This window comes from Rhodanobacter sp. T12-5, from assembly GCF_008329435.1.
In the GTDB taxonomy this organism is placed as follows: domain Bacteria; phylum Pseudomonadota; class Gammaproteobacteria; order Xanthomonadales; family Rhodanobacteraceae; genus Rhodanobacter.
Genome location: NZ_NPKN01000002.1, coordinates 116558 through 130801, shown reverse-complemented (window position 1 = coordinate 130801; position 14244 = coordinate 116558). Strand labels below are relative to the sequence as shown.

12 protein-coding genes are annotated in these 14244 nt (G+C 64.9%); 9 read left to right on the top strand and 3 right to left on the bottom strand.

Annotated features, from left to right (window positions below):
* The first annotated feature begins 144 nt into the window (after positions 1-144).
* The 4 genes from CIW53_RS04660 to CIW53_RS04645 all read left to right on the top strand — a co-directional run bounded on the left by CIW53_RS04660 (position 145) and on the right by CIW53_RS04645 (position 3435).
* The gene (locus CIW53_RS04660) at positions 145-324 is read left to right on the top strand and encodes a CsbD family protein (protein WP_149363548.1); all 180 of its coding nucleotides are present in this window, start codon (positions 145-147) and stop codon (positions 322-324) included.
* Positions 325-836: 512 nt separating this feature from the next.
* On the top strand, positions 837-1763 hold the full coding sequence (locus tag CIW53_RS04655; protein ID WP_149363547.1) for an ABC transporter ATP-binding protein: 927 nt from the start codon (positions 837-839) through the stop codon (positions 1761-1763).
* Complete coding sequence (locus tag CIW53_RS04650) at positions 1760-2521, top strand: ABC transporter permease (protein WP_149363546.1); 762 nt, start codon at positions 1760-1762, stop codon at positions 2519-2521. The genes CIW53_RS04655 and CIW53_RS04650 overlap by 4 nt, the downstream gene beginning before the upstream one ends.
* Positions 2522-2610: 89 nt before the next feature.
* On the top strand, positions 2611-3435 hold the full coding sequence (locus CIW53_RS04645) for a DUF3014 domain-containing protein (protein ID WP_149363545.1): 825 nt from the start codon (positions 2611-2613) through the stop codon (positions 3433-3435).
* A gap of 9 nt (positions 3436-3444) precedes the next feature.
* On the opposite strand, the gene CIW53_RS04640 is transcribed toward CIW53_RS04645, so the two are convergent.
* The 3 genes from CIW53_RS04640 to CIW53_RS04630 are packed head-to-tail and all read right to left on the bottom strand — an operon-like array spanning position 3445 to position 7674.
* Entirely contained in the window at positions 3445-4665 is a 1221-nt protein-coding gene (locus CIW53_RS04640) for a hypothetical protein (RefSeq protein ID WP_149363544.1), read from the bottom strand.
* Positions 4662-6998: an EAL domain-containing protein gene (locus CIW53_RS04635; RefSeq protein ID WP_149363543.1), complete on the bottom strand. Its 2337-nt coding sequence runs from the start codon at positions 6996-6998 to the stop codon at positions 4662-4664. The genes CIW53_RS04640 and CIW53_RS04635 overlap by 4 nt, the downstream gene beginning before the upstream one ends.
* A 16-nt stretch (positions 6999-7014) precedes the next feature.
* On the bottom strand, positions 7015-7674 hold the full coding sequence (locus CIW53_RS04630; RefSeq protein ID WP_149363542.1) for a carboxypeptidase regulatory-like domain-containing protein: 660 nt from the start codon (positions 7672-7674) through the stop codon (positions 7015-7017).
* A 253-nt stretch (positions 7675-7927) separates the two neighbouring features.
* Between CIW53_RS04630 and CIW53_RS04625 the strand changes: the two genes are divergently transcribed.
* The 5 genes from CIW53_RS04625 (at position 7928) to CIW53_RS04605 (ending at position 13898) form a co-directional block, all read left to right on the top strand.
* Positions 7928-9043: an HD domain-containing phosphohydrolase gene (locus tag CIW53_RS04625; RefSeq protein ID WP_149363541.1), complete on the top strand. Its 1116-nt coding sequence runs from the start codon at positions 7928-7930 to the stop codon at positions 9041-9043.
* Between the two features lie 771 nt (positions 9044-9814).
* Positions 9815-11554: a GGDEF domain-containing protein gene (locus tag CIW53_RS04620; protein WP_242451772.1), complete on the top strand. Its 1740-nt coding sequence runs from the start codon at positions 9815-9817 to the stop codon at positions 11552-11554.
* A 160-nt stretch (positions 11555-11714) separates the two neighbouring features.
* Positions 11715-12323: an RNA 2',3'-cyclic phosphodiesterase gene (gene thpR / locus CIW53_RS04615; RefSeq protein ID WP_149363539.1), complete on the top strand. Its 609-nt coding sequence runs from the start codon at positions 11715-11717 to the stop codon at positions 12321-12323.
* Positions 12324-12522: 199 nt separating this feature from the next.
* On the top strand, positions 12523-13341 hold the full coding sequence (locus CIW53_RS04610; RefSeq protein ID WP_149363538.1) for an SAM-dependent methyltransferase: 819 nt from the start codon (positions 12523-12525) through the stop codon (positions 13339-13341).
* Positions 13338-13898: a GNAT family N-acetyltransferase gene (locus CIW53_RS04605; protein ID WP_149363537.1), complete on the top strand. Its 561-nt coding sequence runs from the start codon at positions 13338-13340 to the stop codon at positions 13896-13898. The genes CIW53_RS04610 and CIW53_RS04605 overlap by 4 nt, the downstream gene beginning before the upstream one ends.
* Positions 13899-14244 lie beyond the last annotated feature (346 nt).

Below are 14244 nucleotides of genomic sequence, written 5' to 3'. Positions count from 1 at the left end.
GCGCGTCGTGACGGCGCTGTCGCGCTTGATGAACGATGCCGATCAGTCAACGTCCTTCCAACATCACGGTCACGCACAGCCTACTTGCACATCCCTATAAGGGTTCCTGTCTGCAATGTTGCAGGCGCATAGCGGAGATGGTGCGTGGACAAGAATCGCGTAGAAGGTACCAAACACGAGGTCAAGGGTGCACTGAAGGAAGGTGCCGGCAAGGTCACCGGGAACCATGCCAAGGAGGCAGCCGGCAATCTGGAGAAAAATGCCGGCAAGGTGCAGAAGGAAGTCGGCAAGGCCGCTGACGACCTCCGCAAGAACAAACATTGATCGGCGCATCGGAACAGGAGTTGCCTGCGCAGTGATCGCCGACCGCCCCGGCAGCGACACGATCGTGGTCGGGGCGAATGCGGCCATCGGCATGCCGGTTCAGTCAATCCTCCGGGAAGGCGCGAGTCCGGTCACGGGGATCCCCATCCGCTTGCTGCACACCAGGATGGTCGCCTTGCCATAAAACCGTTGAATCGTGGTCATGCGCCAGCCGCCGAGAAACGGCACGACGGCGGTGACAAACAGCAGACAACTATCCTCGGCCCAGCCGCTCCCGGCACGTCCGAGTTGAATATCTCCGGCGCGCACTGCGCCCGAACGATCCCTCCCAGCGGCGATGGCCGCATACCAGCGACTTGGGCGTCGGATAGCCACGGCCCACCGGGACCGGCCACATGCGAGTGCCGCTTCGAGCGGACGACCAGCAAGTACCGGTCGCGACGGGGTGGTCGCGAAGCTGGTCCGGGCATACCATCGCGGTTCCCCGGATCACCCCCAGCGAAGGAGATCGCGTGCAGCCGATCATTTCCGTCCGACAACTCGGCAAGACCTACGCCTCCGGATTCCAGGCGCTGAAGCGGATTGACCTGGACATCCGCCACGGCGAAATCTTCGCCTTGCTCGGCCCCAACGGGGCGGGCAAGACCACCCTGATCAGCATCATCTGCGGCATCGTCAATCCCAGCGAAGGCAGCGTGATCGCCGATGGCCACGACGTGGTTCGCGACTACCGCGCCGCGCGCGCCAAGATCGGCCTGGTGCCGCAGGAGCTGACCACCGACGCCTTCGAGACGGTGTGGAACACGGTCAGCTTCAGCCGCGGCCTGTTCGGCAGGAGCGCCAACCCGGCGCATATCGAGAAGGTGCTGAAGGACCTCTCGCTGTGGGGCAAGAAGGACAGCAAGCTGATGACCCTGTCCGGCGGCATGAAGCGGCGCGTGATGATCGCCAAGGCGCTCTCGCACGAACCGCAGATCCTGTTCCTGGACGAGCCCACCGCCGGCGTCGACGTCGAGCTTCGCCGCGACATGTGGGCGATGGTGCGCGCGCTGCGCGCCACCGGCGTCACCATCATCCTGACCACCCACTACATCGACGAGGCCGAAGAGATGGCCGATCGCATCGGGGTGATCAACAAGGGCGAACTGATCCTGGTCGAGGAAAAGGCCGAGCTGATGAACAAGCTCGGCCGCAAAAAGTTGACGCTGCAGTTGCAGGGGCCGCTGGAAAGCATTCCTGCAGCGCTGTCCGGCTATCCGCTGGAACTGTCGGCCGATGGCAACCAACTGGTCTACACGTTCGACGCGCAAGGCGAGCACACCGGCATCGACGTGCTGTTGCGACGACTCGGCGAGGCCGGCATCGACTTCAAGGATCTCAAGACCAGCCAGAGTTCGCTGGAGGATATCTTCGTCAACCTGGTGAGGGAGCGCGCATGAACATCTATGCCATCCGTGCGATCTACCTGTTCGAAATGGCGCGCACCTGGCGCACGTTGCTGCAGAGCATCGTCTCGCCGGTGATCTCCACTTCGCTGTACTTCGTGGTGTTCGGCGCGGCGATCGGTTCGCACATGAACGGGATCGACGGCGTCAGCTACGGCGCGTTCATCGTGCCGGGGCTGATCATGCTGTCGTTGCTGACGCAGAGCATCTCGAACGCCTCGTTCGGCATCTACTTCCCGAAGTTCGTGGGCACGATCTACGAGATCCTGTCGGCGCCGGTGTCCGCGTTGGAGATCGTGGCCGGCTATGTGGGCGCCGCCGCGAGCAAGTCGATCATCCTGGGCCTGATCATCCTGGTCACCGCGCGGCTGTTCGTGTCGTTCCAGATCGAGCATCCGCTGTGGATGCTGGCGTTCCTGATACTCACGGCGATCACCTTCAGCCTGTTCGGTTTCATCATCGGCATCTGGGCCGACAACTTCGAGAAGCTGCAACTGGTGCCGCTGCTGGTGGTGACGCCGCTGACCTTCCTCGGCGGCAGTTTCTATTCGATCCACATGCTGCCGCCGTTCTGGCAGAAGGTCACCCTGTTCAATCCGGTGGTGTACCTGATCAGCGGATTCCGCTGGAGCTTTTACGGCGTCTCCGATGTCGGCGTGGGCGTCAGCCTGGGGATGACCCTGGTGTTCCTGGTGGCTTGCCTGGTGGCGGTGTGGTGGATCTTCCGCAGCGGCTATCGCCTGAAGGCGTGATCGGCGGTAACGGGCAGGATGGGCGGTGGTGAACAAATGACGCGCATGCCAGTCCAAGGTTGCTGGTGAAGCGAAAAAAGGGAGCCTTGATGAGAAAGCAATCGTCGGTGGGAAGCTGGATCGCGGGACTGGTGGTGCTGTTGGGCATCGTCGTGGCGGGGCTGTATTTCCTGGGCAAGGGCAGGCAGGCGCCCGTGTTGTCCGCGCCACCGCCGCCGGCCGTCGCGAGCACCGCGCCGGCCCCCATCCAGCATCCGATCACCCAGGCCAACAGCGGGCCGGCGCCCGCCTCGACCGCTCCGTTGCCGGAGCTCGACGCCAGTGACGCCAGTGTGGCGGCAGCGCTGGCCGCCTTGGCCGGCGACAGCGACTTGTCGTCGCTGCTGCGCCAGCAGGTCATTGCGCGCATCGTGGCGACCATCGACGCATTGCCGCGTAGAAGCCTGGGCACCATGATGCTGCCGGTGCACACGCCGAAAGGCGCGTTCGTCACCGACGAGGTGGACGGAAGCACGGTGATCGGTGCCGGCAACGCGAGACGCTATGCGCCCTACATGCGGATCGTTGAGGCCACCGATCCGAAGGCGCTGGTCGCCTGGTACGTGCACGCTTATCCGCTGTTCCAGAAGGCGTACGAGCAACTGGGTTATCCGAAGGGTTATTTCAACGATCGCCTGGTCGTGGCGATCGACAACCTGCTGGCCGCGCCGGAGCCGACCAGCCCGCCGGCGGTGGTGCACCCGCAGGCGTTCTATGTCTACGCCGATCCCGCGCTGGAATCGTTGTCGGCGGGGCAGAGGCTGCTGTTGCGTGTCGGCCCTGCCAACGAGGCGAAGATCAAGGCGAAGCTGCGCGCGATCCGTGCCGAGCTGACCGGCCAGATGCCGCCGGCAGGGGCGCACAGCGCGGGTTGATCCGGCACATCAAAACACCAGCCGCGCACCCAGCTGTGCCTGCAGGTCGAACGACGATTCGGCCAGGCCGAGGTGGCGGCGCTCGGTGCGCGAGCTGTCCAGGGCGATCAGCTCGCCGGTGACGCGCAGCCAGCTGCGTGGCTGCCAGTTGAGCGCGGCGGTCAGTGCGCGGCCGTGCTCGTTGGCGCGCTCGGCCAGCGAGTCGGGACGTTGGCGGGTACCGAACATTTCCAGGCGCAGCGCCGGCCGCCAGCGGCCCTGCTCGCGGGCGACCATTGCGAACGCCGACCAGAAGCCGGTCTCGGTATGGAAGAACGGGCTGGGCACGATCGCGGTGCTGCCGCGGATCGCCTGGCCGATCAGCACCCAATCGCCCATTCGCGTGCGTTCGCCCAGGCTCCAGAAACGCGTGTGCCAGGAAAAGATCCGTTGGCCTTCGAACATCGTCGATGTGGTCGGGTCGGCGCGGTTGTCGTAGTGCAGCAGGGTCAGTCGCGAGACATCGTCGGCGCGCACGGTGAGCTCGCCTTGCCAGCCGATCCGGTGATCGGTCTCGACGAACGCGTCGTAGCGTCGCGGCGGCGGCCCGTCGCGCGCAGCCAGGTCGGGTTCGCGCATGCTGCTGCCCAAACCGTAGACCAGGTCGCTCAGCGACCATCCGCGCGCGGCCAGTTGCTCGCCGGCCGGATCGTTGCCGACGAAGGCAGTCACCGCGGCCTCCACCGACATCGAGCGACCACGCCGTTCCAGCCGGAATTCCGCGCCGGTGGAGCGCAGCTCCTCGCCGACCCAACTGTTGATCGCCGATGGCGTGAGCGTGTACGGGCTGGTCCAGCCGATGCCGTCGTTCTCCAGCGACACTGCGGGGAAAAACAAGCCGCCGCGCAGCGACCAGCGCCACGGTGTGGTCGACACGGGGCGATAGCGCAGCCACGCTTCGGTGAGATCGATGCCGCGGCGATCGCTGGTCTGGAACTGCGCGCTGGCCACGCCGAGCAACTCCGGGCTCAGTTGCGCCGTGGCCAGCAGCGCCGCACCGCCGAAGCGCGCGGAAACACCGTGGCCGTCCCAACGCAGCTTGCCCAGCCCGCCGTCGGTCCAGTTCGGTGCGCTGGACCCGGCCACCAGGCGGTAGTCGAGGTAACCGTGCCACTGCAGGTTCTGCGCCTTGGCGCACGCCGGCGCGGCGGCGAGCAGCAGGAGGATGCTGGTCAGGCGCATGACGGTCACGGCGGGTCCAGAAAGTCACGCAGCGCCGCGGCTTCCAGTGGCCGGGCGATGAAGAAACCCTGGGCGAAATCGCAACCCATGTCGCGCAGGCAGTCCAGCGCGGTCGAGTTTTCCACGCCTTCGGCGACCACGCGAAAGCCGAGCCGGTGACCGAGGTCGACGATCGCGCGCACGATCGCCTGATCCTCCCTGTCCTCGCCAAGCCGGGCGACGAAGGATTTGTCGATCTTCAGCTCGCGCACCGGCAGTCGCCGCAGGTAGGCCAGCGAGGACTGGCCGACACCGAAATCGTCGATGGCGATGTCGATGTCCTGGGCGGCCAGCCGTTGCAAGACTTTCAGCGCGGCGTCCGGCTCGGCCATCACCGCGCTTTCGGTCACCTCCAGCACCAGGCGCCGTGCCGGCACGCCGTGTGCGCCCAGCAGCGCGGCCACCCGCCGTGGCAGGTCGGCGTCATCGAGATCGCGCGCCGACAGGTTGAGCGCCAGCCGCAGCTCGCGGCCCTCGTCCATCCATTGGCGCAGCTGCGCGATGCCGCTGGCCAGCACCCAGCGGGTGAGATGGCGGATGTTGCCGGTCTTCTCCGCCAGCGGCACGAACTCGTCCGGACCCATCGGCCCGTGCAGCGGATGGTTCCAGCGCACCAGCCCTTCGACCCCTTCGATCCGGTCCATCGCGATGTCCAGCCGCGGCTGGTAGGCAATGCTCAGCTGGTCGCCGTCCAGCGCCTGGCGCAGTTCGCCCATCAAGGCCAGCCGTGCCGGGCGGTGCGGATCGGTGGCCGGTTCGTAGAATGACACCGGATCCTCATGGCCGAGCGCCGCGAACAGCGCCACTTCGGCGTGCTGCAGCAACGCGCTGGCGTCCGCGCCGTGTTGCGGGTGCAGCGCGATGCCGATCGCCGGTGCAGCGTCGATCGACAGCTCGGCCTCGCGCCACGGCCGGCCCAGCGCATCGCGCACGCGAAACGCCAGCGTGATCGCTTCGCTGCGGCCTGCGCCGGGCAGCCACAGCAGCAGCTGGCTGTCGGTCGCGCAGGCGACCAGCTGGCCAGGCGCCAGCGTTTGCAGCTGCACGCTGGCGTCGTGCATCAGGTGGTCGCTGATCGTGTGTCCCATGGTCTTGACGATGTCGGGCAATCGGGCCAGTCCGATCATCAGCAGCGCGCCGGAATGGCGCGCCGTCGTCGCCAGGTCGCGCTGCACGATCGCTTCGGCGGCGACCCGGTTCGGCGTACCGGTGATGGCGTCGTGTTCGGCCTGGAAGCGGATGCGTTCCTCGCGCTCGCGGATCGCGCCGAGCATGCGCGTGAAGGCATCGGCCAGGCGCGCCAGCTCATCGTGGCGGCGACGCGGCGGCGGCGGCGTGTAGTCGCCGCTGGCGATGCGTGCCGCAGTGTCCGCCAGCTCCTCCAGCGGCCGCGCCACGCCGCGCGCGATCAGCCACGCACCCACCGCGCCGACGGCCAGACCGAGCAGCACCAGCAGCAGCCAGGTCGCGGTGACCGAGCGGAACGGCCCCAGCGCCTCGTCCAGCGAATAGCCGATCACCACTGCCATGGCCACGTTGCCCGGCGAGCGTCCGAACGGGCGCGCCAGCGCCACGTATTCGCGGCCGCCCACTTTCACCAGCACCGGCGCTGCGGGCAGCGCCTTGCCGTCGCGCAACAACGGCGCGCTGAGCGGCACGTGGCGGTCGCCCCGAGCCACCACTTTCCATGGCCCGCGATCGGTCGAGGCGATCAGCTCGATGTTCTTCGGCAGCGTGGACAGCCGCTGCATGTTCGCCAGCAGATGGTCGTCGATCGGAATGCCGGCAGCGATCAGCGCCAGTGGCTGCGGCGCATTCACCGTGACCACCACCATCCAGTACGCATGACCGTCCATCGCCACCACGGCGGCGACCGGATGCTCCAGCACGCCGTTGAGCAATTCCGGAAACGGAAACAAGGCATGGTTGCCGGTGGGCCTGCCGTCCGGATCGGCGCTGCCGGTGTCGGCGCTGATGTGGCCGTCGAGATCCATCAGCAGCATGCGCGCCGCGCCGACCCGGCGGCCGTGGTTGCGCAGCGCCGACAGCACCGTGGCGCGGTCATGCTCGGCGATCGACTCGCGCAGCGCGTAATCCAGCGCCAGCACCTGCACGCTGTTGGCGATGCGCAACGAGATGTCGTCCAGCTGGTTGACGAAAACCTCGGCGGCCGACGCAAGCTGGCGCTCGCCTACCTTGATCGACTCGTGCCGGGTGACTTCGAACACGAGCAGCCAGGTCAGCCCCTGCACGATCACCAGGATGGCGACCAGGAAAGCGACGAGTCGAACGCGAAAACCCATGCGTGGCTCCAGCGGATCAGTACTGCATGCGGTTGTGATCCATCGGCATGCGCGGGTCCGGCAGCAGCGAGAGTGTCACCGGCAGTTTCATGTCGGCGCGGTCGGCGGGGACGTCGAGCTGACGCTCGACCGGCGGCTGCCGCGGGCTCAGCTGCGGATGCCACACCGTCACGGTGTACTTGCCGACGGGCATGGCGTCGAAGCGAACCTGGCCGGCGGCGTCGGTGATCGCCAGCCACGGTGCGCTGGAGACGAACAGCCAGTTGCGCATGTGGTCGTGGATATTGCAGCCGACCGCGACGATGCCGGCGCGGTCGAGCAGCAGGGGCGCGGTACTTCGGCCGGGCCGCACCACCATCTCGAAACTGCGCGTCGGCGAGAACGAATACACGTGGTGGCGGGTAGTGTCGCTGTTGCGGAACACCACGCGATCGCCGGGGCGGAAGATTTCGACATAGGGCAGGAACGTCTCCCGACGCTGATCGATGATCTTCGTCTGCGCGACCGGCAAGGCAGGGGGATCGCCAGCTGTCGCCGCACTCGCGACCATGCTGACCACTGCATCGCCGATCGGTTTGCCGTGATCGTCAAGTACCTGCACATTCAGCACCGCGGCCATGGCCGGCAGCCAGAAGGCCAAGCCGAACCCGGCGAGCACAAGGCGATACAGGCGCATCTCCAACCTCTTGGGGTGAACACATTCGGGTCAGTCTAGCGCCAATGACGACGGCGAAAACGCGCCCATCCGGCGCGGCGCCAGCACCGGCGTTGGCGCTAAAGTTTTGGCCGGATCGGCCGATCAGTCATGTGCAGGATCGCCAGCCTGCCGGGTCGCTGCGCGGGGACGCAGCGCGGAAGGGGTCACATCATGAAGCAGCAACCAACACGCTGGCTGGCGCAGCTTCGTGCACCCGCCGGCCGGGGCTGACGTGACCAGACGCAGCATCCATCCGTCCGAACTCAAGCTGGGCCAGCCGCTGCCCTGCGACGCCTATGACGGCAAGGGCAAGCTGTTGCTGCGGGAAGGCCATGTCATCGCCACCGCCACGCAACTTGAGCGGCTGACGCAAAACGCGCTGGAAGCGAAGGGGCCGCCCGCTGCGGATACAACGGACGAACCCGCGAAACTGTCGCCGCTGGGGCTGGTGCTGGCGGCACGCCAGCACCTGACCACGTTGCACACGAACCGATCGCCGGCCGACTTTTCCGCTGACGTGCTGCGCATCGTCGGCATGCTGCAGCGCGCGTGCAAGGCCAACCCGGACCTGGCGCTGGCCACCGTACTGATGCGCCGTGACGGGAGCTACACGATTCGCCACGCGGTCAACGCCGCCATCGTGTGCAACATCATCGGCATCGCGATGAAGCTGACGACCACCGAGCTGGCCGCCATGGTGGCGGCTGCGCTGACCATGAACATCGGCATGTACGAGCTGCAGAAAAAGCTGCACTCCCTCGACGGACTGCTGGACGAGCAGCAGCGCCAGGCGGTGCGCGGCCACTGCGAACAAGGCGTCGCGATCCTGCGCGAATACGGCGTAAGCGATCAGCTGTGGCTGGAGATCGTGCTGGATCATCACGAGCGTCCCGACGGCAGCGGCTATCCGGCCGGCAAGACGGTCGAGGCGCTGAGCTTGCCGACCCAGCTGCTGGTACTGGCCGACGTCTATTGCGCGCGCGTATCCCATCGCCATTACCGCCCGGCCATGACCCCGAACGTCGCGCTGCGCTGGCTGTTCCTCAACGAGGGCATGGCGGTGGCGCGGGACATCACCGCGCTGTTCATCAAGACGCTCGGCGTCTATCCGCCCGGCACCGGCGTGCGCCTGCGCAACGGCAGCATCGCCGTGGTTACCCACCGCGGCGCGAACGGCCACACGCCGAAGGTCGCCTCGATCACCACCCACGACGGCCTGCGCATCAACATCCCCATCCGCCGCCGTGGCGACGATCTGGCCCACTCGGTGGCCGAAGTCGTCGACCTCGACGAGTTCGAGCTGTCGGTAAGCATGGAGGCGCTGTGGGGGTCCGATGCGATTGGTTGAGGACGGGCCGTTACAAAACGACCCGGCGCGGCCAGCGCCTGTCGCGGAGCCCGCCAGCTCTGCCGTCTGTCGTCGCCAACGTCGATTGCTGCCGATGGCCCGTCTGCAGGGGCTCGCGCCTATCGATGGCAAGCTGGCCTTCCCGAGGATGCGGCGCGCGCATGATGCATAACCCACCGCAAGTTGCGCCGCCTGTAACCCAGCGGCTTACGGCGCAAATACTGCGGCCGGGCGGGATGCACGGCAGGGGAGGCGGCCTGGATCGCGGCACGGCATGGCCGGCACTTCGCGCGCTGGGCGGCTGCAAGAGTTCGGGCCAGTCGATCGACTTGCCGGTGGATCACGAAATGGGGATGAGGCTGGATGCGCCGGACAGAGCTGTGTCGGATGCTGTTCGCGATGTCGGCTAATGCGTCTGAGTGGGGAGTTGGGGTCAGCCCGGCACAGGCCTTCAAGGCAAGGTGCTGCCCGCCTCCGTTTGGGCCCTCAAGAAGCAAGAGCCAGTGTGGGAGTTTGTGAGAGAATCGCGCGAAGGTAACGGTCCGACAGGAATATCGACATTATCGACGGTCAGGAGATGAGCGATGCTCGACGTGATCGATTTTCTTGAAGGTCTCGGCCAGGACGCGCAGTGGCGTCATGCTGATCCGGAGGCGCTGACGCGCCGAAGACAAGAGCAGGGATGGTGATTGAAGAACAGGCATCACGACTTTCGTTTCCGCGCCCTCAACCACTGGCTATCTAATGCAGCGGGCGAACAGATGCAGGTCAGTGTTCCCAGGCGGCGCGCTTCTGCTTTTATTCATTGCGGGCGCGGTGGCTTCTACTGCGCCCGTATCCAACGATCCTGCGCAGTTGCTGAGACAAGCTGAAAGCGTCAAACCGATCGATCACGACGAGCTCAACGAGCTCATGCGTCGGCTCGACGAGGTTGCGATGAAGCTTTCACCGCAACAGAAACTGCATCGACGTTACCTTATGGCCCGGCAGGTCGCCTTTGCGGGCAACTTCGCCGCCGCCCTGCCGGCGTTGAAAGAGATCGCCGGTCAAACGGCGGATCCTGTCCTGGCGTTTCGCGCCAGCGCCAACGTGATCGATATTTTGGTGGGCGAATCCCGCTATGAAGAAGCTTTTGCCAGGTTGAATCCGTTGCTGGCCCAACTGCCGCAAATGAAGGGGCACGACGTTCGCATCCAGGGGCTCGGTGTCGCGGCACAGTTGTACACGGAGGCTGGCCAATACGATACGGCCGTTCGTTATGCCGATCAGATGATCAAGGAAAGCACTGACGCCCCAAGTGCATGCAGGGGCTGGCTCTACAAGTCCAATGCGCTGTTTGAAAGCGGCAGTGCGCAGCTTCCCGTCGATCAGTTCCGCGATGGCACGGAAGCATGCAAAAAGGCAGGCGACACGCTGTTTTCTCTCGGCTTTCAGCACTTGCTGGCGAGTTTCGACATGCGACAGGGCCACCTTGAGTCGGCCATCCGTGTGCTGCAAGCGAGTTACCCCAAGGTTCTGGAAGCAGGCTATCCGCCCCTGATTTCCGAGTTCGAGGCCACGCTCGCCATGGCTTACTGGAAGCGCAATGACCTTGCGTCCGCAGCGAAATTTGCCAACCGCGCCGTGGCCAACAATGCCAACAGGCCGTACGCGGAGTCGACGGCCAACGCCTATCAAGTGCTTTACGAAGTCGACAAGAAAGCAGGCGACCGCCATGGTGCGTTGGCCAATCTCGAAAAATATGTCGCTGCCCACGATGGCTACATGAGTCGACTCAGCGCCAAGGCGCTCGCCTATCAGATAGCCAGGCAGCAGGTGCTGGCGAAAAAGCAGCAGATAGACACGCTGAACAAGCAGAACCAGATCCTCACGTTGCAGCAAGAGCTCAACGAGAAAGCTGTGGAAACCAGCCGGCTGCATATCGTCCTGCTGATGCTGGTGCTGGCGTCGATTGCCTTCTGGACCTACAAGATCAAGCGTTCGCAACTGCGCTTCATGAAGCTGGCCCGACGCGATGGCCTCACCGGCATTTTCAACCGGCAGCATTTCGTCAAGGAGGCCGAGTTGCTGCTGCAGCACTGCCGGAGATCATCGCACGGTGCCTGCCTGGTGCTGATCGACCTGGACCATTTCAAGATCGTCAACGACACCCACGGCCACGCCGTGGGTGATCGCGTGTTGCGACGCGCGGTCGAGGCGTGCCAGGAGCATCTGCGCTCGACCGATATCTTCGGTCGCCTCGGGGGCGAGGAGTTCGGCATCCTGTTGCCCGAGTGCACGCTGGAGCAGGCCGTCGCGCGCGCCGAGCAGATCCGCGAGGCGATCACTACCGCTGCGACCGGCGAGGACGCTCCGGGCATTCCGATTTCCGCCAGCTTCGGTGTGACCGTCACCACTCGTTCCGGCTATGAGCTGCGCCAACTGCTGATCCACGCCGACGAGGCGCTGTACCAGGCCAAGCGCGAAGGCCGCAACCGGGTCAGGGTGGCGAATCGTCCGGAATCTGCCTGACGGGTTGAACCAGCGGTGGCAATGGCGCACTGCGGCATCCGGGTCCTGCGGTCGGTTTTCATACCTCTGAACCTAGCCCGCGCCAGCCGGCGAAATCGAAGTGCATGGCCAGTGCAGCCACGCTTGCACAACCCCGCCGCATGCGTGTTACATGAAGCTCATGGCCATCCGACAAACCCTCCCCGAAAGCCGCCAGCTCGACCTGCTCGGCGGCGGCATCGCTTCCACCGAAGTGCATCGGTTGTTTTTCGCGCTGATGCCCGACGAGGCTACGCGAGCGGAGCTGACCGCCGTGGCCGAGGGACTGAGAGTCTCGCGCCCCCGCCTGCGCGCCCGCTGGATCCATCCGTCGCGCTACCACGCCACGCTGAAGTTTCTCGGTGACCACGCTGCGCTGCGGCCAGACATGGTGGACGGGGCCATCGCTGCCGCCGCGCAGGTACGCGCCGCCCCATTCGACTGGAGCCTGGACCGCGTTGACAGCTTCCGCGGCCGCGAGCCGCCATGCGTGCTGCGCAGCGACGAGGTTCCGGTACCGATGCAACAGCTGTGGCACGCGCTTGGCCAAGCGCTGGTGCTGGCCGGGCAGGGTGCGCCGCGCGAACGCAGCTTCACTCCGCACGTCACCCTGGCCTACAGCCATGGCACGATGCTGCAGCCGTTGGCGATTGAACCGCTGGCATGGAGGGTCGCTGAATTCGTGCTGGTGCACAGCGTGGTCGGCCAGGGTGGCTACCAGATCCTCGGGCGATGGTCGCTGGCAGATTGACCGGCAGGTACCCGCGGCGCTTGCCATGACGAGGCCAAGCCCGCTAACTTGCACAAGTCGTGGCGGGGCAAAGACCGGGGCCACGGTATAAGGCGGGGTTTCAGCACCATGTAATGCGCGCGTCCGGACACTGTTCGGGCGACGACGCACGCTGCGACAAGCTCCGCTCACTAACCAACCAAGATCATCGGGCAGATACATGGACGCAACCCAATCCAACGGCAGCCTGGTCTGCGTAGGCATCGGCATGACCCTGGGCTCGCACATCGGGCCGCTGGCGCGCAGTTATATCGAGCAGGCAGACGTGGTGTTCGCGGGCGTTTCCGACGGCGTCGTCGAGCTGTGGCTGAAACAGATGAACGCCGACGTGCGCAGCCTGCAGCCGTACTACCGCGAAGGCAAGTCGCGCATGCAGACCTACCATCAGATGGTCGATGCCATGCTGACTGAAGTACGCGCGGGCAGGCAGGTTTGCGCTGCGCTCTACGGGCATCCTGGCGTATTCGCCTGGGCACCGCACAAGGCCATCGCGGTCGCCCGCAGCGAGGGTTACCGCGCGCACATGGAACCGGGCATCTCTGCCGAGGACTGCCTCTACGCGGACCTTGGCATCGATCCGGGCACCTATGGCTGCCTGCATTTCGAGGCTAGCCAGCTGATGCTGTACCAGCGCCGTATCGATCCCACCGCCTACCTGGTGCTGTGGCAGGTAGGCCTGGCCGGCGACCAGTCGCTGGCGCGCTTCAGCACCGGTGCGGCATACCGGCAGGTACTGGTCGACGTACTGGCGCGCGACTACCCGCTGGACCACGAAGCCATCATCTATCGCACCACCACGCTGCCGATCCAGCAACCGCGGATCGAGCGGATGACCCTGCGCGAACTGCCGCACGCCGACATCGGCATGGCCGACACCGTGGTGCTCCCGCCCGCGCGCGCAATGCAACCCGATCCTGAAATCCACGCGAGGCTGGCCGCGCTGGACCGTGCAGTGGCAGCCAAGGCTGTCGCCGAGTGAATGTGTTCGATCCGTCGCTGCTCGCGCTGGAGACCGAAAGGTTGCGCCTGCGGCCTTTGAACGCCGACGACGAAGCGCTGTATCACGACCTCTATACCGACCCGGAAACCATGCGTTTCATCGCGCCGCCGTTTTCGACGGAAAAGGCTGCTAACAGTTTCAGGAAAGTCGTGGCTCTGCAGCACGAACCGACGCTGGCGTCGCGCTTCATGGTGATCGAGGAAAAGGCGGAGAAGAAGGGCTTGGGCATCTGCGGTACGTCGACATTTGATGCCGATACGCGGCGAGTGGAAGTGGGCATAGTATTGAAGAGCGAAGCGCGTTCGCGGGGGATTGGGAGTGAGGCGCTCCCAGCATTGATGAACAGGATTTTTGCCGTGTCGTCCGTCCAAGAGATATATTTGCGGTTTCCCGCGCAGCATTCCGTGATGCTGCGACTGAATACCCGCGTGGGCTTCATGCCTTGCGCGGATGGAGCGCAAGAAAAAGGAGTACTTTCCAAACGTGTCGGGTCGGTGCATCGATCGTCGTGGTACGTGAATCAAACCACCAACTGAAACCAATTGTCGGGAAAATACGGATGTCGAATGTGATCGCGTTTATTGAAAGGATGGGCCGGGACGCACAACTTCGCCATTTCGCAGGGCGAAGTGCAGCTAGCGCTTGTGAACACTCAGATTGATCCTGAGGTGCAAGCTGCGATCATCGCAAAAGATCAAGAGAAGTTGGAAGCTCTGCTGGGTGGGAGCACTGTTAGTTGCGTGTTTTTTTGTGACGACAACGATGAGCGTGAAAGCGAAACTGATCTTAAGCAGTGTGCCTGAAACCCGGCTGACGTCAGCGCAAGAATTAATTTTCTTGCACTGACGTTTTAGGGAAGGGTTTTGTAGTTAAGGATTGGTC

Bases quoted from the DNA above. Each gene is read 5' to 3' on its own strand.
- CIW53_RS04650 (WP_149363546.1), top strand. From the start codon at position 1,760: ATGAACATCTATGCCATCCGTGCGATCTACCTGTTCGAAATGGCGCGC.
- CIW53_RS04645 (WP_149363545.1), top strand. From the start codon at position 2,611: ATGAGAAAGCAATCGTCGGTGGGAAGCTGGATCGCGGGACTGGTGGTG.
- CIW53_RS04635 (WP_149363543.1), bottom strand. From the start codon at position 6,998: ATGGGTTTTCGCGTTCGACTCGTCGCTTTCCTGGTCGCCATCCTGGTG.
- CIW53_RS04630 (WP_149363542.1), bottom strand. From the start codon at position 7,674: ATGCGCCTGTATCGCCTTGTGCTCGCCGGGTTCGGCTTGGCCTTCTGG.
- thpR (WP_149363539.1), top strand. From the start codon at position 11,715: ATGGCCATCCGACAAACCCTCCCCGAAAGCCGCCAGCTCGACCTGCTC.
- CIW53_RS04610 (WP_149363538.1), top strand. From the start codon at position 12,523: ATGGACGCAACCCAATCCAACGGCAGCCTGGTCTGCGTAGGCATCGGC.